Source organism: Janthinobacterium sp. MP5059B, assembly GCF_001758645.1.
Taxonomy (GTDB): Bacteria; Pseudomonadota; Gammaproteobacteria; order Burkholderiales; family Burkholderiaceae_D; genus Janthinobacterium; species Janthinobacterium lividum.
The window spans coordinates 138,413-155,981 of the sequence record NZ_LRHX01000022.1 but is presented as its reverse complement, the minus strand read 5'-3'; the positions used below and the strand labels follow the sequence as shown (position 1 = coordinate 155,981).

Genomic DNA, 17,569 nt, shown 5'->3' with positions numbered 1-17,569 from the left:
CCGTGGCCCTCATGCTGCGCGCAGCGGGAAGCAGCCTGGCCCCACCGCCTCGAATTGTTTATAGGTCAGCACGAATTCCTGGTGGCCCAGGTCTTCCGAGCGGCTCAGTGCTCCATTGGCCACGTTCAGCACGGCGGTGACGATCTCCGCGCCCACTTCTTCCAGCGTGGCCTCGCCCGTGAGGATCTTGCCGGCGTTGATATCCATGTCGTCGGCCAGGCGCTCGAAGGTCTGCGGATTGGCGCACACCTTGATGACGGGCGAAATCGCCGAGCCCACCACGGAGCCGCGGCCCGTCGTGAACAAGGTGATGTGGGCGCCGCAGGAAATGAGTTCGACGATTTCCGCGTTGTCCGACACGTTAGGGAAACCGAAGCGCGGCTCGCCGTCCGGCACCACGTCGAGCAGGTACAGGCCGCCGCCGGCCGGCTGATCGCCCGGTTTCAAAATGCCGACGATGGGCGAGGAACCGCTCTTGGCGTAGGCGCCCAGCGACTTTTCTTCCTGCGTGGTGAGGCCGCCATCTGCATTCCCCGGCGAGAAGCTGCCATGGCCCATGATGGTGTAGTAGCGGGCCGCCTTGGCCACGGTGTCGACGATGGCGTTGCCCAGGTCCGGGCTGACGGCGCGCCGCTGCATGTGGTATTCGCAGCCGACCAGTTCACCCGTCTCCTCGAAGATGCAGGGGCTGCCGGCCGCGATCAGCGTGTCGAACGCCACGCCGACGGCCGGGTTGGCGCTGATGCCGCTGGTGCTGTCGGAGCCGCCGCAGATGGTGGCCACCACCAGTTCATCGATCCCCATCGGCACGCGCTCCTGCTGCGCCAGGTGCTCGAGGGCCCAGCTGATCCACTCGACGCCGCTGCTCACGCTGGGGCGCGTGCCGCTGTTTTCCTGGATGGTAATCGTATGCACGGGGCGGTCGCTGTCGGCCACGGCGCTGGAGAGGCCATATTTGTTGAAGCCTTCGCAGCCCAGGGACACCAGCAGCACGGCGCCCACGTTCGGATGCGTCAGCAGGCGGCGCATCACCTGGTCCGCGTATTCATTGGGGAAGCAGCCAGTAAAGCCGATCAGGTGCACGGGCTGGCCGGGAAAAGCGTTGACCATCAAGCGCGCCACGTGGTGCGCGCATTCGACCATATAGGCCACCACCACGATATTGCGGATGCCCTTGCGGCCATCGGCGCGCAGATAGCCCGACAGGGCCGGTGTCGTTACGGGAGCGTTCATGCTTGGTCGTCCTTGTCCAGGAAATGGTGGCCGTCCTGGCCCAGGGTAAACGTGGGGATGTAATCGCTTGCCAGGTTGTGGGTGTGGATATGCTCACCGATGGCGACGGGGGCCGTGATGCTGCCGATCAGGGCGCCGTAGCGCAGCACCTTGTCGCCCACGGCCAGCGCGCGGCGCGCCACCTTGTGGCCGATGTGGATGTCTTGCACCAGGGTGATGGGCAAGCCATCGATGGCGACGACGTCGCCGCAGGCCAATGCCGTCCTGGCGATCAGGCAGTTATCCTCGGGCGACATCAACAGCAGGCTGGCAGGCTGGGAAGCGAGGCTCATGGCGCACCCTCCCCGGCAAGGATGGCTAGGCGTCCGGCTGGCTCAGTTTTTCGCGCGTGCCGATCGAGGACAGCATGGTGCGGCGCGAGGAATCCAGGTGCGAGCGCATGCCCTCGAGCGCCTTCGGTATGTCGTGCTCCGCCAACGCGCGCAGGATCGCCAGGTGCTCCTGCACCGCGTACTGGTTGCGGCCTTTTTCCTCGCCCTTGTCCCACTGGTAGTGGTAGTGGAAGACAAACGAGACGATATCGTAGAAGCCCTGCGCGAAGCGGTTGTTCAGCAAGCCGATCAGAAAAGTGTGGAACTCGCGGTCCAGCGCCGGAAACGCGTTGTGGCGCGTGTCGATCCTGGCCGCCAGCTTCTCGTGCTGCTTGATCAGCCGCGCCAGTTCCGCATACGCCGGATCGCCGTGCGGCAGGTGCGCAAACTGCTCCACGGCCGCCATCTCGAACATGCGCCGCATGTCCGCCAGTTCCGTGGCGAACGAGCGGTCGAACGCGCACAGGCGCCAGCCGCCGCGCGGTTTCTTTTCGATCAGGCCGAAGCGCGAAAAGCCGATCAGGAATTCGCGCACGCTGACGGTACTGGCGCCCGCCTCGCGCGCCAGCTCCGCTTCCGAGAATTCCGCGCCGGGCGGCATGTCGCGCTGGTACACGCGCTCCATCAGCACTTGCTGGATGCGCTCGGCCCCCGACTGCAATTCGGAGATATCGAAGTAGTCGCCCGGTATCGGTTTGCGCAGCAAGCGCCGGTCCGCCGGGCTGGCGATCAGCCGCCGCGTCGACAGGTAGGCGATCGCGCTGCGGATCGCCGTGCGGCTGCCCTGGCAGATGGTGGTCAGGAACTGCTCCGTCGGCAGCATCTCGCCCACTGCGGCATTCTCGGCGAGAAATTGCAACAGCAGATTGGTACTGCGCTTGAAGACGGTGGCGGGTTTGGACATGGATGAATGAACGCGCTATGCCAGCGAAGGGGAAAGTGGATGAGTGGGCCATTTTAGTCGATATCGGATTGGATCGGCATGCCGAAAAAGAAACAACTGCGTTGACCGGGGCGTTCATGGCAGCGCTCCCGGCGCCAGCATGGCGCGCAGGCGCGGCTGCGCCAGGGAGGGACAGAGCTGCCGCGCCAGCGATGCCACGGGCGCCATGCGGCGCTCGATCTTGCCAGCGTGGTGCTGGGCGATGTCGGCCAGGCGGTGCGCGAGGAAGGGGTTGCCGAAGCGCTCCCTGACCTGCGCCACGTAGGCCAGCGCGGCGTCACCGTGCTGTGCCCCCATGGCGGCAAACACGGGCAGCACTTCCTCGTGCCATACCGCTTCCAGCGCGGCGCGCATGGCGCCGTCGTCCATCGCCTCGCGCACCGTCATGCCGGCCGGGCTGCCCCGCTCCATCCACAGCTGCGCCAGATAGGTGTGGCCCAGGTTGAGCAAAAACAGCTTGCGCCGTTCATATTCGCGCAGGCTGTCCGTCACCACCACTTGCGGGTGGCGGCACGGCAGCAGCATGCCTTCCTGCGCCTCGATGGCCCACAGGGCATAGGGCTCGGCCACCGCGCCTATCGGTTCGATCGGTTCGGAAACGATGCGGTCGACCAGGGAATTGATCCACAGGCAGCCCGTTTCCAGGTAGCCGATGAACGCGGCAGCGCAACGCCACTGCCGCGCCAATGTCACGATCACCTGGCGCAGTACATGGCCGTTGTCGGCCACCAGTTCGCACGGAAAAATCGAGATGGGCGCGGCGCCGGCCAGGAAGCGCCCGTGCAGCAGCACCAGCAGCTTGGCGGGAAAGCTGGCGGGAACGGTCGCGCCGTCGAGCATGCCCGCGTGGTCGGCGCCATCGAGCTGGTAGCCCGTGTCGCCCGTATTCGAGATGATCACGCGCGCGGCCACGGCCGCATCGCGCACCTGCCGCCAGTCGCTGCCGGCTTGCCACGCCTGCGTGACGGCGTCGGCACGGCGCTCTTCATCGACTTGCGCGCCGTCCTGCCAGCCGCGGATGCGCACGGGGTAGCCGTCGCTGCGGCGAAACGCCGCCACCCTCGCCGCGCCCTGCGCGCTGTGCGTGGTCTGTACGATGGTGATATTGCCCAGCGCCTCGCCTGTCTTGGCCGCTTCGCTGACGAACAGGTCGGCGTGCGCCTGCAGGAAGCGGCTGGTGCCAAATTGAAGTATCGGGTTGATGTCGCTCATCTCAGACCTCGACGATGGCCTTGATGACGCCCGCTTCCGGCTGCATCCAGCGATCGAGCACGCCGGTAAATTCGTCGAGCGTGGTGCGGTGGGTATTGAGCAGCGCGGTGGGTACCTTCCCCGCCTTCATGGCCGCCACCACTTCCTCGAAATCATCGACGGTGGCGTTGCGGCTGCCCAGCAAGGTCGTTTCGCGCTTGTGGAATTCAGGGTCGGAAAAGGACAGGCGGTCGCGCACGATAGACACCAGCACATAGGACCCGCCGTGGGCGACGAAGTCCAGGCCCCGCTCCATGGCGGCGATATTGCCGGTGGCGTCAAACACCACGTCGAAGAATTCGCCGCCGGTGGCGTCCAGCAGCTGCTCCTTGTCGCCCTCGCCCAGCGCCACCGTGCGGGCGATGCCCAGCGCGTCGCGGCAGAACTGCAGACGGTCGGCGCGGCCATCGAGCACCGTCACGTCGGCGCCCTTCAACGATGCGAACAGCATCACGGCCATGCCGATCGGGCCGGCGCCCACTACCAGCACGCGCTTGCCGGCATCGACCGCCCCGCGCTTGACGGCATGCGCGCCGATGGCGAGAAATTCGATCATGGCCGCGTCGTCGAGCGAGATGCCTTCCGTCTTGAAGACAAAGCGCTCTGGCAGCGCCAGGTATTCGGTCATGCCGCCGTCGCGGTGCACGCCCAGCACTTCGATGCGGGTGCAGCAGTTGGTCTTGCCCTGGCGGCAGGCCACGCAGCTGCCGCAGGACAGGTAGGGTATCACGTAGACCTGGTCGCCCACGGCCAGGCGCGAGCCGGCTGGCGCGCTCTCGATATGGCCGGACAGTTCATGCCCCATCACGCGCGGGTAGCTGAGGAAAGGCTGGGTGCCGCGGAAGATATGCATGTCGGTGCCGCAGATGCCGACGCGGCGTATGCGCAGCAGCACTTCACCCTCGCCGGGCACGGGAACGGGGCGCTGCTCCATGCGCAAACTGCCGGGCGTATCGCAAACGATACTTTTCATCATGGTCGTCCCTCTCGCCGCCCGGATCTTGCCGGCGGCATATTATATTTAACGTACAAATCAACTGTGAAAAAAATCCGTCTGCGCGGATTGTCTTTCCAGCCCTGCCAAGGGCGCTTCTTGCTGCGCCGCACAACGATCCATTCGTCATTCCATGTGGCTCAAACGCGCCGTTCATGGCGCAGTCGTCGTTCGGTTTTATAAATATACCGTACAAAAAAATGAAGGTCAACGGATTCTTTTACCGGCTTTTTCAGTTCCTCTGCTACATTTCTGCTTGACCCTGACGTTACGTCAGGCGCCATCGTGGTTGCACGCACTGGAGACAAGGAGAAGGCGATGCTGTTGAAAATCGGGGAACTGGCCAGGCTCACGGGCCTGACTATCCGCACCCTGCACCACTACGACAGCATCGGCCTGCTCTCGCCTTCGGCGCGCACGCAAGCTGGCTACCGCCTGTACCAGCACGGCGACATGGACCGGCTGCACCGGATCATGGCGCTGCGCAAGTTCGGGCTGTCGCTGGCCGATATCGCCAACGCCCTCGCCGGCCCGGATCTTCCTTTGCATACCATCGTGGCGCAGCAGATCGCCATGCTGGAACACCAGATCGCGCAGGCTTCCACCTTGCGCGAACGCCTGTGCAGCTTGCAGGCGCAACTGGCGCAGGGACAGGCGCCGGAACTGGCCGAGTGGCTCACCACTATGGAGTTGATGACCATGTACGACAAATACTTTAGTCACGAAGAACTGCAACAACTGCCGCTGCTGTCCGATGCGGCCGTGGAACAGGAATGGAAAGTGCTGGTGGCGCGGGTGCGCGCCGCCATCGAAGCAGGCGCAGACCCCGGCGATGCGCCAGCGCAAGCGCTGGCCACGGAGTGGATGGTCAAGCTGGTGCGCGACACGGGCGCCCATCCGGGCCTGTTCGCGCGCCTGAACGACATGCACGCGCAGGAGCCCATCATGCAGGCCACGACCAGCATCGATGCGCAACTGATGCAATTCATCCTCGCCGCCTTCAATGCCTCGCGCATGGCGCTGTACCGGCCTTTCCTCGACGAGCAGGAATACGCGTACTTACTCGCAAACTACGGCAAGCGTTCGGGCGAATGGCCGGCCCTGATCGCCGCCGTGCGCGCCGCCATGGATGCGCGCACGCCGCCCACCGACCCGGCCGTGCTGCAACTGGCGCGGCAGTGGCTGGACCTGTTCCGCTCGTACGCAGGCACGAACCCGGCCACGCAGCTGAAATTCCGCCAGGCGCACCAGCAGGAACCGCGTCTGATGGAAGGCAGCTTCGTCGACGGAGCCATGCTGCAATACCTGGGCGCGGCGATGGCCGTGGTGGCGCAGGAGCGTCCCGCCAAATAAGTTGACGTGTGGCATCTCGTGGGCGCGGCCATGTAGAATCGGCCTTCGCCCACGAGAGGAAAAACCGATGCGCCGCTTTCTGTTTGCTTGCCTGACCCTGCCCGCCCTGCATGCCGCCATGGCTGCCGAGCCGCCCGTGCAAGGGGTGTGGCAGGGCACTGTGGGCAAGGCCAATATCGTGGCCTGCTTCAACCAGCCCAGTCCCACGCAAGGGTCTGATCGCAGCGGCAACTATTACTACACGCGCTACAAGACGCCGATCATGCTGTCCAAGCCGAATGGCAAGGCGTTGTGGCAGGAACTCAACGCCAAGGGCGACACGACGGGCACATGGAGCCTGGACGCGCCGCAAGATGGCAAGGTCACCGGCACATGGACGGACCCGCAAAGCGGCAAGACCCTGCCCGTGGCCTTGACCCTGCTGGAAGCGGCGGGCGACCGCGAACACCCATCCTGCGCCAGCGATGCCTACAACCTGGCGCTGGAAGCGTTTCCCGGCACCAAGGTGAGCAAACCGATCGCCTTCGAAGGCAAGCAATACCGCAACCTGCAAGTGGGCGACACCATCACCGTGGAATTGATCGCGCCCGGCGATGGCGTGGCAAAAATCAATGCGCAGCTGCGCGCCGTGCTGGCCAGGAACAAGAAGGACCTGGAAGACTTCTACGCCACGCGCCGCGAATACCTGGGCCGCAACGGTTTCACGACGGAAGACGAAGTGTATGCGGAACCCACCTACTGGTCGCCGCGCTGGGTAACCATCAAATTCTACCGCTGGGCTGCCGGTTATGGCGCCAACGGCATCTCCATCAAGTTCCGCACCTGGGACGTGAAGACGGGCCAGGAAACGGACGTGTGGAACTGGTTTGGCGCCAGCGCCAGCGATGGCGACGACAAGGCCGAATTGCCCGACCGCTTACGCCAGGCCCTCTTCAAGAATGTGACAATCGATGCCGAGTGCAAGGGCACGGATTACGACGGCCGCGGCCGCTTCCACCTGTCATTGAAACCCGAAGGCGTGTCCTTCTGGGAAGACTCGAACGGCAGCGGCTGTGAAAACGATTTTTTACTTCCCTACAGCAAGGTCGGCCCTTTCCTCACCGTCAAGGGCCGCGCCGCGCTCAGCGATCTGCTGCCGAAGAACTAAGCATAGTAGCTGTCATCGAGCAGCATGTCCTCGAAGAAAGCGCCATACGGCAAGGTCGGATGGCGCAGATGGATTTCCAGGATCCAGCGCATCGGTGACGGCGAAAAATCCGCGTCGGCCAGCGCGCCAGCGTAGAGCGTCGCGTGCGGGAAGTCGGACACGCGGTGGCCGCCCAGGTCAAAGTTCAATTCCCAGCCCAGCTTGCGCGCTTCCTCTTCTGCGTAGGCATACAGGGCTTGCCCCGTCAGCCTGTCGCGCTGCCACACGGCGCGCACCTGGTGAAACAGGCATTCCGCATCGCGCGCGCAGCGGGCATAGTCCGCCTGCTGTTCGCTGGCGCCCACCGTAAACGTGGCGCCGCCATCGCCTTCCCACGCCTGCACACGCGGTGCGATATCGAGGAAGAAAATGTCGCTCTCTTGCAGGATCACGTCGGGCTCGGAGGCGCGTTTCATCGGTTTCGTGGTATTGCGCCCGAAGCGCACGCGCGTGGGATGCCAGCTCAGCGCAAGCCCCATGTCCAGCAGCACCTGCTTCGCCATGGCGACGGCGTCTTCTTCCAGCATGCCGGGGCGGATGCGCGCGGCGATGGTGGCAATCGCCTCGCGCGTCTTGCGGCGCGCCAGCAGCATGCCGTCCTCGGTATAGGCGGGGCCGACCCGCTCGGCGTCCAGTGTCGTGTGCATGTTTGACCTTCCTCAAGGGCGCGGCCGAAGTGGCGCGCCAGCAGGAAAAGTATAGATTTACGCCCGGCGCAGCGGGGGTGCTGGCTGCCGCGCTTTCCGGACAGCATGGCGGGGATTCCTGCCATGCGCGGTGTCAGGCTTGCCGGTAACTGGAGAAATGTTGCCGGTATTGCTTGGCCGATACGCCCAGGCGCCGCAGGAATACCGTGCGCAACTGGTCGGCAGTGCCGAAGCCGCAGCGCCAGGCGACGGTTTTCAGCGGATCGCTACTCGCTTCGAGCAGGGCGCGCGCCGCATCGAGCCGGGCGCTTTCGATGAACTGGGCTGGCGTCACACCCAGCTCCCGCACGAAGACGCGGGCAAAGTTGCGCGGACTCATGGCCACCAGCCGCGCCAGGGTGTCCACGTCGAGCGCCTCGCCCAGATGTGCCAGCACGTATTGCTGCGCCTGCGCCACGGGAGAAGCCGCATCCACCACGGGCATCAGATACGGACTGAACTGCGACTGCCCGCCCTGGCGCTGCGTGTACACCACCAGGCGGCGCGCCACCTGCAGCGCCAGCTGCGCCCCTCCCACCCCGCCTGCTTCGGCCAGCAAGGAGAGCGACAGGTCGATGCCGGCCGTTACGCCCGCCGAGCTGACCAGATTGCCGTCATGCACATAGATGCTGTCCGCATCGACCTGCGCCAGCGGAAAACGGGCGGCCAGCGCGGCCGCATCGTTCCAGTGCGTGGCCACTTTTTTACCATCGAGCAAGCCCGCATGGCCCAGCAAAAACGCGCCATTGCAGATGGAACCGTGGCGGCGCGCCTTGCCGGCCGCACTGGCCAGCCAGGCGCTCAGGTCCGCGTCAACCGGTTGCGCCGGCAAGCCGGGGCCGCCCGCCACCAGCAACAGGTCATAGGCGTCGTGCGCCTGCGCATAATGCCGGTGCGCGGCCAGGCATAAGCCGTTGGAGCAGCACAGCAAGCCTTCCTGCGTGCCCAGCACCTCAATCCGGTATTGCCGTTCTGGCGGCAGAAAGCTGTTCGCCTCGGCAAACACGTCCATGGGTCCGCTGACGTCGAGCGCCTGCACGCCGGGAAAGATCAGGATAGCGATCGTTGGCATGGCTCAATCCCGCGCCACGGCAGCCACTTGCTGCGCCACCATCTCCGCCGTGGCCGCCGCCAGGGTCCAGCCCAGGTGGCCATGGCCCGTGTTGTAGTACACGCCCGGCGCCTTGCCCGGCCCCACTTTCGGCAGCATGTCCGGCAGCATGGGACGCAAGCCCGCCCACGGGATCACCTTGCGCGTATTGATGCCCGGAAAGCACTGCTCCACCCACTGCAGCAGTGGCCGGATGCGGTCGGCGCGGATATCGTGGTTGATGCCGTTGAATTCGGCCGTGCCCGCCACTCTGAGCCGGTCTTCGCCCAGGCGGCTGCTGACCAGCTTGGTGGCATCATCGAGCAGGCTGACCTTGGGCGCCGCCGCGCGGCTGGCAAGGTCATCGAGCTGCACGGTAATCGAGTACCCTTTCACGGGATACACATTCACATGGTCGCCCAGGGATGCGGCCAGGGTGCGGCTGGCCGTGCCCGCGCAGATCACGACGGCGTCGAACAGGGTGCTGTCCTCGCCCGCGCCGTCTCCCACGCTAATGCGCACCTTGCCGTGTTCGCGCGCCAGCGCCGTGACCTCTGCACCGTAGCGGCAAGCCACGCCACGGCGCACGCAGGCGTCGGCCAGGCCGCTGGTGAATTTGTGGATGTCGCCCGTGGAATCGCTGTCCGTGTAATAGCCGCCGTAAAACTCGCCCTGCAAGGTCGGCTCGATGGCGCGCATTTCCTGCCGCGTGACGGCGCGCCGCTCCAGTCCGCCCTGTGCCAGCAGGCGCGACACGCCTGCCGCCCGCTCGAAGCCGGCACGCTCCCGGTACACATGCAGGATGCCGGCGCGGCGGTGATCGAAAGCTATATTTTCCTCTTTCGCCCACGCAAACAAATGTTCGCGCGCGGCGATCGCCATGCGCGCCGTGGCGATGGTGTTGCGCTCGTAGGCGGGCATGGCGGCAAGAAACTCCGCAAACCAGCTCAGCTTGTGCCAGCTGGGCCATGGATGCAGCAGCAGTGGCGCATCGCGCCGCGCCATCCATTTCAAGGCGTTGAGTATTGTTGCCTTGTGATTCCACACTTCCGCATGCGAGGCCGACAATTGCCCGCCGTTCGCGTATGACGTTTCCATGGCGGCATAGCGGTGGCGCTCGATCAGGGTCACGTCCACGCCCCGTTTCGCCAGCGCATACGCCGTCGTCACGCCCGTGATGCCCCCGCCCAGCACGGCCACGCGGCTCATTGCGGCAACACCTTGTGCACGACCGTGTCACCCACCTGCAACACGTCCCCATCCGCTGCCAGCACATCCATGCGGCGCACAGGCAAGCCTGAACCGCGTTGCAGCAAGGTGGAATGCGCCTCGCCCGCCTCGAACAAGTGCGCCTCGCTCCACTGGCGCAAGCCTACGACGACGGGAAACAGGGCCAGCCCCTTTTGCGTCAGCACGTATTCCTGGTACGCCGTGCCGTCCGAGGCGGGGGCGACCGTAAAGATGCCTTCTTCCACCAGGGTGTGCAGGCGGTCGGCCAGGATGTTCTTCGCCACGCCCAGGCTTTTCTGGAATTCGCCAAAGCGGCGCATGCCGTCGAAGGCGTCGCGCACGATCAGGAGCGACCAGCGCTCGCCGATCGCGTCGAGCGCGCGCGCCACGGGACAGGGGTCGGTTTTCAGGCTCTTGCGCTTGGCCACGGCATTCTCCAGGATTGACTGGTTGCATTTTAAAACTTCTCGGCGTAGACTCCAACTAGTTTTAATTTGAAACCACCTACATACAAGCCCATGCGCGATACCAACCCACCCATCACGACAGCACTTCCCCCTTCCCTCGTCTGGCTGTTTGCCACGGCGGCCGGCCTCAGCGTGGCCAATGTGTATTACGCCCAGCCTTTACTCGCCACCCTGGCGCACGAATTCGGCATGACGGACGCTGCCAGCGGTATGGTCGTCACGGCCACGCAGCTCGGCTGCGCGCTGGCCCTGCTCTTGCTCGTACCGCTGGGCGACATGCTGAACCGGCGCCGCCTGACCCTGTTCCAGCTGGGCTTGCTGGCCGTCACGCTGGCGGCGCTGGGCTGCGCCCGTTCCACGGCCGGTTTGCTGGGCGGCATGCTGCTGGTGGGTCTGCTGGGCACGGCCATGACGCAGGGCTTGATCGCCTATGCGGCCAGCGCGGCAGCCAGCCATGAGCGGGGCAGAGTCGTCGGCATGGCGCAGGGCGGCGTGGTGATCGGCTTGCTGCTGGCGCGCACCCTGTCCGGCGTAGTGGCCGATCTCGCCGACTGGCGCGCCGTGTATTTTGTTTCGGCGGCCATCGCTTGCGCCCTGCTGTTGCTGCTGTGGCGCAAGCTGCCGCCGGCGCAGCCGGCCAATCGACGGCTGGGCTACGGCGCCCTGCTCGCCTCGATGCTGGACATGCTGCTGCACCACAAGGTGCTGCGCGTAAGGGGCATGCTGGCCCTGCTGATGTTTGCCGTTTTCAATATTTTCTGGAGCGCCCTGGTGCTGCCATTGACGGTGCAAGGCTATTCGCATGCGGCCATCGGCGCGTTTGGCCTGGTGGGCGTGATCGGCGCGCTGGGCGCGGCGCGCGCCGGGGCGCTGGCCGACGGCGGACGCGCGCAGTGGACGACGGGCGCGGCCCTGTTGCTGCTGCTGGCCGCGTGGCTGCCGCTGAGCTTTGCGGGCGCGGCCCTGTGGCCCTTGATCGTCGGCATCATCGCGCTGGACCTGGCGGGCCAGGCCATCCACGTGACGAACCAGAGCCTGATTTTCAGGCAGGACAGCGATGCGCACAGCCGCCTGGTGGCGTGCTATATGCTGTTTTATGCGGTGGGAAGCGGAGTCGGTGCGATTGCCGCCACCAGCGTGTATGCGCTGGCGGGCTGGCATGGGGTGTGCGCGCTGGGCGCGGCGGTCAGCTTGCTCGCCCTGCTGTTCTGGCGGCTGACCTTGCCTGCTGAAAAAGCTTAGTTCAGCATGGCCGCGGTAGAACCATGGCGGTAGGTTTTCAAAGCGTCCGGCTGGATCTGGATCAGCGAACCGCTGACTTTAATCAAATGCAAGTCCGTCAGTTGGTGCAGCACGCGCGACAGGGTGGCAGGCGCCAGGTTCAAAAACGATGCCAACAGACTTTTCTTCAGGTCCAGCTTGACCTCGTTCGAACGCTGCTGGTCCGACGCTTGCAGCAGGTACTCGACCACGCGCTGGGTGGCGTTCTGCACGGAGCAGCGCTCCACGTTGCGGATAAAACCCATCAGGTGATGCGACAGGCTGTTCATCATCTGGCGCGCGATGCGTGGCGACTGGTCCAGCAGGCGCAGCAGCGCGTGCGGCGGGATGCGCAGCAGCAGGCAATGCTCGAGCGCTTCGGCGCAGAACGGATACGGTTCATCGAGGAAAATCATGGCTTCGCCGAAGCTCTGGCCCGGACGGATCAATTCCAGTACCTTGTCCGTGCCTTCCATGGAAAACACGCTCAGCTTGACGAGGCCGAAGACCACCACATAGGCGCCTTCCGCCACCTCGCCCTTGCGGAACAGCACTTTGCCTTTTTCCACTTCGACGCGCACGACATCCTGGCGCAATTGTTCTAATTGCGAAGGGGAAATATGGCGGAACAGAGCCTGGCTCGATAGCAAGCCATCGACGTTGACCTTATGCATGACACTCTCTTATTAGATTAGCGAATGACTAAGAGTGTAATGCGCAGGCACGGTCAAGGCCATACGTCAAAGGAACTAGGGTTGTCTAGGCCGGAACGCCATGCAGATCAAACAATCGCGGATTCCTTGCGCACTATTTGCGCGTTGTTTGATCTTTATTTACTCAATTCGCGCTCGACGGCGTAGACGGCAATCTGCACGCGGCTGCTGAGCTTAAGCTTTTTGAGGATGTTTTGCACGTGGATTTTCACCGTGCTTTCGGCCACGTCCAGCTGGCGCGCGATTTCCTTGTTGCTCAGTCCTTGCGCCAGGCAGGCCATGGCTTCCCGTTCGCGCGGCGTCAGTTTGTCATAGTCGGCCTGGGGCGCATTCTGCCCCGCGCGGAACTGCGACACGAGCTTGGCCGTCATGGCGTCGGCAATCACGGATTCGCCGGCGGCGGCGCGGCAAATGGCCTGGCCCAGCTGCTCGGCTTCGATATTTTTCAGCAAGTAGCCGCGCGCGCCAGCGCGCAGGGCCGCGCCCAGGTCGGCCGCGTTTTCCGACACGGTCAGCATCAGCACGACCATCTGCGGCAGGTCCTGCAAGATCAGCTGCAGCGCCTCGACGCCGGACACGCCGGGCATGTTCAAGTCCATCAGCACCACGTCGGGCCGCAGTTCGGCCGTCAGGCGCACGCCGTCCAGCCCGTTCGAAGCCTCGCCCACCACCTGGAATTGAGGATTGCGCTGCAACAGCAGCTTGACGCCGCTGCGCAGCAAGGTGTGGTCATCGACCAGCAGGATTTTGATTGGTGCGTTCACTATGTTTGTTGCCTGATAGGGATAAGTCATCTGTTACGCGGCCTGGCGCCGGGCTGCCGGCAAGGCCAGCGAGATCGTCGTGCCGGCGCCGGGCCGGCTGTCGATGGCAAATTGCGCACCGAGCCGCTCGGCCCGTTCCTGCATGATACGCAAGCCGATCTGCAATTCCGTTTTCTTGTCGCGCAGGTTGGCGGCAAAGCCTTCGCCATCGTCGCGCACCTGCAGCGCAAAATCGCGCCCGTTTTCCACCCGCAGCGTCACGCTGCCCGCTTGCGCGTGCTTGCGGATATTCGACAGCGCTTCCTGCACGATGAACAGGATCTGCAACTGCTGTTCCGGCGCCAGCGGCGCGCCATTGCCGCTCATCTCCAGGGTTCCCGTGACGCCCGTCTGCAGCTCGAACTTGGCCAGCACTTCCGTGAGCTTGCTTTCGAGGTCGCTGCCATGCCAGCGCGTGCGGAAATTGACCAGCAATTCGCGCACGTCCTGGTAGCTTTGCTCGACGCCCATGCGCATCAGCGGCAACACTTCGGCCGCTTCGTCGAGCTGCCCCCGGCGCACGGAATCGTCGAGCATCTGCACTTGCAGGCTGATGAAATTGAGGCTTTGCGCGATGCTGTCATGCAAGCCTTCGGCCAGCAGGCTGCGTTCGCGCGCCACGGCAAATTCCTTTTCGCGCGCGATCAGGCGCTGGTTTTCGATGGCGATGCCCAGGCTCTGGCCCAAGGTTTCCAGCCAGCCCTGCTGCTGCGCCTGCACGGCTTGCGGCTGCGCAAAGTGCAGCGAAAAACTGCCCACCACCTGCTCGCGCGCGAGGATGGGAAAGACGGCGATGGCGATAAAGCCTTCGTCCTGGCAACGGTAGCGCTGCAGCGCATCGACCTGGCGGAAATCGCGGATCTGGATCACGCCCTGCGCCACAGCCGCACCGCACAGGCAATCGTTGTTGCGGATGCAGTGTTCCTCTTCCACCATGGCATCGGAAATGCCCTCGTGCACGATGATGTGCACGGTATCGTGCTGCGGGTCGAGGATGCGCACGGTGCCCCCTTCGGCCTGAGCGAACTGCATCACGTGGCGCAGGAAGCCACGGCACAGCGCATCGATGGCGTGCTGCCCCGCCAGCAAGGTGGAAATCTCGTGCAGGGTGGCCAGCTGGCGTTCCTGCGCGGCGCTCAGGCCCGATGCGGCTTGCGCCAGGCGGCGCTGGCGCCAGCGCGAGGCTGGAAGTTGTTTGCGGGAGGATTGACTGCGCGGCGCATGCATGAAGAACTCGAATCTGAAAAGTGGTGCGCCCGGCAAGCGCTGCGGCCTGCCGGGCTGGTAAAGGTTACAAACGGATCTCGGTACCGAGCAGCTTGACGAACTGCGCCAGCCAGGCCGGATGCGCAGGCCAGGCGGGGGCCGTGACGAACTGGCCATCCGTAACGGCGTCCGTGACGGCGATGTCGGCATACGTGCCGCCCGCCAGTTTCACTTCCGGCGCGCAGGCGGGATAGGCGGAAATGCGCTTGCCGCGGATGACGTCGGCGGCGGCCAGCAATTGCGCGCCGTGGCACACGGCCGCGACAGGCTTGCCCGCTTCGGCGAAATGGCGCACGGCGGCGATGACTTTCTCGTTCAGGCGCAGATATTCGGGCGCGCGGCCGCCGGCGATCATCACGGCGTCATAGTGGGCCGGGTCGATCTCGTCGAAGCTGGCGTTCAGGGTGAACAAATGGCCCGGCTTTTCTGTATATGTCTGGTCGCCTTCGAAATCGTGGATGGCCGTCTTGATCGTCTCGCCGCTCTTCTTGCCGGGACAGACGGCATGCACGGTATGGCCGAGCATCAGCAGGGCCTGGAAGGGCACCATCGTTTCATAATCTTCTGCAAAATCGCCGGTCAAAAACAGAATTTTCTTCGCTGCCATTTGGTTCTCCTATGAAAGATTGATCCCGCATCCCTGCCTGCAGGACGCACCGCAAGGCGTATCTTAGCGCGACTTGGCAGCCATACTGGATATTTATCAAACTTTTGCGCCTTGATCGAGGATTTTACAGGCTGAGGCAGAATTTTTTACAGGCTCGCCGGTCAAATTCAAACGACACCTTCCGAGAGCCAGACCATGAGCACCGCCACGCACTCCCTTGCCCCATCTGCCCTGATCCGTATCTTCGACCATTTTGCCGAGGCGCAGCAGGCCCGCAGCGCCCTGCTCGACGATGGGTTCCCCGCATACGCCGTGCAGCTCGACACGGTCGACGACGAGGCCGTCCCCACCGTCCCCATACAGGGCAAGGCCGCATGGCGCGGCATGTTCCGCCTCGTCGTGGCCATCAGCAACCCGCAGGAACGGGAACGGGCGCACGCCATCGTGCAGGCGCATCACGGCTGCGATATCGAACTGCGCACGGCCAGCCACGCGGGCGGGCAGCGCGCAGGCGCACAGGCGCTTGCAGGCTGACGTCCTCCCCCTGCGCGGCGAAATTATGGCAAGATCAGCATTCCTTCATTCCTCAGTGGAACTTGCCATGATTTTTGAAATTGCCCACATCCAGATCAAATCGGCCACGCATGCTGCCTTCGAAGCGGCCGTGACGAAAGCCATCCCCCTGTTCCAGCGCGCACGCGGCTGCGAATCGATGCGCCTGGAGCGCTCGATCGAAAACGGCGATGCCTACCGCCTCGTCGTGGGCTGGACGACCCTGGAAGACCATACCGTGCATTTCCGCGGCAGCGACGACTTCCAGGCATGGCGCGGCCTGGTGGGCGAATTCTTCGCCGCCCCGCCCCAGGTCGAGCACATGAACACGGTAGTGACGGGCTTCTAGCCAGGCACCTACACTGCCGGGTGGTGAAACACTTGCCGTAAATACGCGAGGAAGGTTTCATCCTTGCACAGGGTCTTGCCCGGCGAATCAGACAGTTTCGCCACGGACTGGCCATTGCAGCGCACCAGTTTCATGACGATGTTGAGCGGCGTCAAACCGACATCGTTGGTGAGATTGGTGCCGATGCCAAAGCCCGTCATGATGCGGTCGGCGAAGTGCTGGTACAGGGCAAACGCCTTGTCCAGGTCCAGGCCGTCGGAAAACACGAGACGCTTGGTATTGGCGTCGATGCGCAGGGCCGCGTAGTGGGCCAGCGCCTTCTCGCCCCACTCGACGGGGTCGCCCGAATCGTGGCGCAAGCCGTCGAACAGCTTGGCGAAATACAGGTCGAAGTCGGCCAGGAAGGCGTCCATGCCCACCACGTCCGTCAGGGCGATGCCCAGGTCGCCCCGGTATTCCTGTACCCAGTCTTCCAGTGCCGCCTTCTGGAAGTCGCGCAGGCGCACGCCGAAGGACTGGAACGATTGCATGTATTCATGCGCCATGGTGCCGATCGGCACGATGCCCAGCTTTTTCGCCAGGTAGACATTCGACGTGCCCTTGAAATATTCGGGCACCTCGCGCGCCAGCCGTTGCACCACCTCGTCATGCCAGGCGCCGGAAAAGCGCCGGCGCACGCCGAAGTCGGAAAACTCGAACGGATGCTTGCGCCGCGGCAGCTTGCCGAATTCCTTGACGGCCGCCACTTTCAAGCCCAGGCGGTGGCGCCCTTCGCGCATGGCCGCATCGAGGTCGAAGCGGCGGAAATACAGTTCGTTGATGATGTACAGCACGAAAATCTCGAAGCCCATCACGTGCACCTGCGGCCCGGCCGCATGCACGAGCAGGGTGTCGCCATCCGTGCTGACGTCGATGAATTTGCGCTGGAAGCGGAACACCGTCAGGAAGTCGACGAAATCGCTCTTCATGAAACGCAGGGTGCGCAGATAGGCCAGCTCGTCATCGGCAAACGACATCGAGCACAGGTGGTCGAGCTGTTCTTCCAGTTCGCCCTTCAGTTCGGCCAGGGGAAAGGCGGTGGCGTTACGGCAGACAAATTCGTATTCGGTATGGGTATTCGGATGACCGTGCAGCAATGCTTGCCACATTGTAAATTTATACAGATCGGTTTCCAGCAAACTGCGCACTATCGGGGTCATGTGTGTTTTCTCCAAC

The 17,569-nt window shown here is 64.1% G+C and carries 19 protein-coding genes; 5 read left to right on the top strand and 14 right to left on the bottom strand.

What is annotated here, in order from left to right; translation table 11 throughout:
• Positions 1 to 9: 9 nt before the first annotated feature.
• From JAB1_RS26625 to JAB1_RS26605, 5 genes are all read right to left on the bottom strand, one after another.
• On the bottom strand, positions 10 to 1,233 hold the full coding sequence (locus JAB1_RS26625; RefSeq protein WP_070282595.1) for a UxaA family hydrolase: 1,224 nt from the start codon (positions 1,231 to 1,233) through the stop codon (positions 10 to 12).
• The gene (locus tag JAB1_RS26620) at positions 1,230 to 1,565 is read right to left on the bottom strand and encodes a UxaA family hydrolase (RefSeq protein WP_070282593.1); all 336 of its coding nucleotides are present in this window, start codon (positions 1,563 to 1,565) and stop codon (positions 1,230 to 1,232) included. The genes JAB1_RS26625 and JAB1_RS26620 overlap by 4 nt, the downstream gene beginning before the upstream one ends.
• Before the next feature lie 25 nt (positions 1,566 to 1,590).
• The gene (locus tag JAB1_RS26615) at positions 1,591 to 2,508 is read right to left on the bottom strand and encodes a GntR family transcriptional regulator (RefSeq protein WP_070257543.1); all 918 of its coding nucleotides are present in this window, start codon (positions 2,506 to 2,508) and stop codon (positions 1,591 to 1,593) included.
• A 114-nt stretch (positions 2,509 to 2,622) separates the two neighbouring features.
• Positions 2,623 to 3,759 carry a D-mannonate oxidoreductase gene (locus JAB1_RS26610; RefSeq protein WP_070282591.1) on the bottom strand — a complete coding sequence of 379 codons (1,137 nt, stop codon included), beginning with the start codon at positions 3,757 to 3,759 and terminating at the stop codon, positions 2,623 to 2,625.
• 1 nt (position 3,760) lies between these two features.
• Complete coding sequence (locus JAB1_RS26605) at positions 3,761 to 4,771, bottom strand: zinc-binding alcohol dehydrogenase family protein (RefSeq protein ID WP_070282819.1); 1,011 nt, start codon at positions 4,769 to 4,771, stop codon at positions 3,761 to 3,763.
• Positions 4,772 to 5,110: 339 nt separating this feature from the next.
• Between JAB1_RS26605 and JAB1_RS26600 the strand changes: the two genes are divergently transcribed.
• Positions 5,111 to 6,145, top strand: coding sequence for a MerR family transcriptional regulator (locus tag JAB1_RS26600; protein ID WP_070282589.1), 1,035 nt, complete (start codon positions 5,111 to 5,113; stop codon positions 6,143 to 6,145).
• Between the two features lie 67 nt (positions 6,146 to 6,212).
• Positions 6,213 to 7,292: a hypothetical protein gene (locus JAB1_RS26595; RefSeq protein WP_070282587.1), complete on the top strand. Its 1,080-nt coding sequence runs from the start codon at positions 6,213 to 6,215 to the stop codon at positions 7,290 to 7,292.
• On the opposite strand, the gene JAB1_RS26590 is transcribed toward JAB1_RS26595, so the two are convergent.
• From JAB1_RS26590 to JAB1_RS26575, 4 genes are all read right to left on the bottom strand, one after another.
• The gene (locus JAB1_RS26590; protein ID WP_070282585.1) at positions 7,289 to 7,978 is read right to left on the bottom strand and encodes a M24 family metallopeptidase; all 690 of its coding nucleotides are present in this window, start codon (positions 7,976 to 7,978) and stop codon (positions 7,289 to 7,291) included. The genes JAB1_RS26595 and JAB1_RS26590 overlap by 4 nt on opposite strands.
• Before the next feature lie 133 nt (positions 7,979 to 8,111).
• Complete coding sequence (locus tag JAB1_RS26585) at positions 8,112 to 9,089, bottom strand: DJ-1/PfpI family protein (protein ID WP_070282583.1); 978 nt, start codon at positions 9,087 to 9,089, stop codon at positions 8,112 to 8,114.
• A 3-nt stretch (positions 9,090 to 9,092) separates the two neighbouring features.
• On the bottom strand, positions 9,093 to 10,316 hold the full coding sequence (locus tag JAB1_RS26580; RefSeq protein ID WP_070282581.1) for a D-amino acid dehydrogenase: 1,224 nt from the start codon (positions 10,314 to 10,316) through the stop codon (positions 9,093 to 9,095).
• Positions 10,313 to 10,765, bottom strand: a complete 453-nt coding sequence (locus JAB1_RS26575; RefSeq protein ID WP_070282579.1) for a helix-turn-helix domain-containing protein — start codon at positions 10,763 to 10,765, stop codon at positions 10,313 to 10,315. Before JAB1_RS26575 ends, JAB1_RS26580 begins: the two co-directional genes overlap by 4 nt.
• A gap of 90 nt (positions 10,766 to 10,855) precedes the next feature.
• Between JAB1_RS26575 and JAB1_RS26570 the strand changes: the two genes are divergently transcribed.
• On the top strand, positions 10,856 to 12,046 hold the full coding sequence (locus JAB1_RS26570; RefSeq protein ID WP_070282577.1) for an MFS transporter: 1,191 nt from the start codon (positions 10,856 to 10,858) through the stop codon (positions 12,044 to 12,046).
• On the opposite strand, the gene JAB1_RS26565 is transcribed toward JAB1_RS26570, so the two are convergent.
• The 4 genes from JAB1_RS26565 to JAB1_RS26550 form a co-directional block, all read right to left on the bottom strand.
• Positions 12,043 to 12,738, bottom strand: a complete 696-nt coding sequence (locus tag JAB1_RS26565; protein WP_034781930.1) for a Crp/Fnr family transcriptional regulator — start codon at positions 12,736 to 12,738, stop codon at positions 12,043 to 12,045. The genes JAB1_RS26570 and JAB1_RS26565 overlap by 4 nt on opposite strands.
• 155 nt (positions 12,739 to 12,893) lie before the next feature.
• Positions 12,894 to 13,571 carry a response regulator gene (locus JAB1_RS26560; RefSeq protein WP_170846465.1) on the bottom strand — a complete coding sequence of 226 codons (678 nt, stop codon included), beginning with the start codon at positions 13,569 to 13,571 and terminating at the stop codon, positions 12,894 to 12,896.
• Between the two features lie 3 nt (positions 13,572 to 13,574).
• The gene (locus tag JAB1_RS26555) at positions 13,575 to 14,807 is read right to left on the bottom strand and encodes an ATP-binding protein (protein ID WP_034781927.1); all 1,233 of its coding nucleotides are present in this window, start codon (positions 14,805 to 14,807) and stop codon (positions 13,575 to 13,577) included.
• A gap of 64 nt (positions 14,808 to 14,871) precedes the next feature.
• A complete protein-coding gene (locus JAB1_RS26550) occupies positions 14,872 to 15,453 on the bottom strand; it encodes a DJ-1/PfpI family protein (protein WP_034781925.1) in 582 nt (193 codons plus the stop codon).
• 195 nt (positions 15,454 to 15,648) lie between these two features.
• Here JAB1_RS26550 and JAB1_RS26545 point away from each other — a divergent pair, with 195 nt between their 5' ends.
• On the top strand, positions 15,649 to 15,987 hold the full coding sequence (locus JAB1_RS26545) for a hypothetical protein (RefSeq protein ID WP_070282575.1): 339 nt from the start codon (positions 15,649 to 15,651) through the stop codon (positions 15,985 to 15,987).
• 67 nt (positions 15,988 to 16,054) lie between these two features.
• Positions 16,055 to 16,354, top strand: a complete 300-nt coding sequence (locus tag JAB1_RS26540; RefSeq protein ID WP_034781921.1) for an antibiotic biosynthesis monooxygenase family protein — start codon at positions 16,055 to 16,057, stop codon at positions 16,352 to 16,354.
• Positions 16,355 to 16,362: 8 nt separating this feature from the next.
• On the opposite strand, the gene pncB is transcribed toward JAB1_RS26540, so the two are convergent.
• Entirely contained in the window at positions 16,363 to 17,553 is a 1,191-nt protein-coding gene (pncB, locus tag JAB1_RS26535) for a nicotinate phosphoribosyltransferase (protein ID WP_034781917.1), read from the bottom strand.
• Positions 17,554 to 17,569: the final 16 nt, after the last annotated feature.

What these genes read in the sequence shown, in the direction of transcription:
- JAB1_RS26545 (WP_070282575.1), top strand. Translation starts at nt 15,649, where the DNA reads ATGAGCACCGCCACGCACTCCCTTGCCCCATCTGCCCTGATCCGTATC.
- JAB1_RS26605 (WP_070282819.1), bottom strand. Translation starts at nt 4,771, where the DNA reads ATGAAAAGTATCGTTTGCGATACGCCCGGCAGTTTGCGCATGGAGCAG.
- JAB1_RS26600 (WP_070282589.1), top strand. Translation starts at nt 5,111, where the DNA reads ATGCTGTTGAAAATCGGGGAACTGGCCAGGCTCACGGGCCTGACTATC.
- JAB1_RS26625 (WP_070282595.1), bottom strand. Translation starts at nt 1,233, where the DNA reads ATGAACGCTCCCGTAACGACACCGGCCCTGTCGGGCTATCTGCGCGCC.
- JAB1_RS26560 (WP_170846465.1), bottom strand. Translation starts at nt 13,571, where the DNA reads ATGACTTATCCCTATCAGGCAACAAACATAGTGAACGCACCAATCAAA.
- JAB1_RS26620 (WP_070282593.1), bottom strand. Translation starts at nt 1,565, where the DNA reads ATGAGCCTCGCTTCCCAGCCTGCCAGCCTGCTGTTGATGTCGCCCGAG.
- JAB1_RS26540 (WP_034781921.1), top strand. Translation starts at nt 16,055, where the DNA reads ATGATTTTTGAAATTGCCCACATCCAGATCAAATCGGCCACGCATGCT.
- pncB (WP_034781917.1), bottom strand. Translation starts at nt 17,553, where the DNA reads ATGACCCCGATAGTGCGCAGTTTGCTGGAAACCGATCTGTATAAATTT.
- JAB1_RS26595 (WP_070282587.1), top strand. Translation starts at nt 6,213, where the DNA reads ATGCGCCGCTTTCTGTTTGCTTGCCTGACCCTGCCCGCCCTGCATGCC.
- JAB1_RS26610 (WP_070282591.1), bottom strand. Translation starts at nt 3,759, where the DNA reads ATGAGCGACATCAACCCGATACTTCAATTTGGCACCAGCCGCTTCCTG.
- JAB1_RS26580 (WP_070282581.1), bottom strand. Translation starts at nt 10,316, where the DNA reads ATGAGCCGCGTGGCCGTGCTGGGCGGGGGCATCACGGGCGTGACGACG.
- JAB1_RS26615 (WP_070257543.1), bottom strand. Translation starts at nt 2,508, where the DNA reads ATGTCCAAACCCGCCACCGTCTTCAAGCGCAGTACCAATCTGCTGTTG.
- JAB1_RS26570 (WP_070282577.1), top strand. Translation starts at nt 10,856, where the DNA reads ATGCGCGATACCAACCCACCCATCACGACAGCACTTCCCCCTTCCCTC.
- JAB1_RS26590 (WP_070282585.1), bottom strand. Translation starts at nt 7,978, where the DNA reads ATGCACACGACACTGGACGCCGAGCGGGTCGGCCCCGCCTATACCGAG.
- JAB1_RS26585 (WP_070282583.1), bottom strand. Translation starts at nt 9,089, where the DNA reads ATGCCAACGATCGCTATCCTGATCTTTCCCGGCGTGCAGGCGCTCGAC.
- JAB1_RS26550 (WP_034781925.1), bottom strand. Translation starts at nt 15,453, where the DNA reads ATGGCAGCGAAGAAAATTCTGTTTTTGACCGGCGATTTTGCAGAAGAT.
- JAB1_RS26555 (WP_034781927.1), bottom strand. Translation starts at nt 14,807, where the DNA reads ATGCATGCGCCGCGCAGTCAATCCTCCCGCAAACAACTTCCAGCCTCG.
- JAB1_RS26565 (WP_034781930.1), bottom strand. Translation starts at nt 12,738, where the DNA reads ATGCATAAGGTCAACGTCGATGGCTTGCTATCGAGCCAGGCTCTGTTC.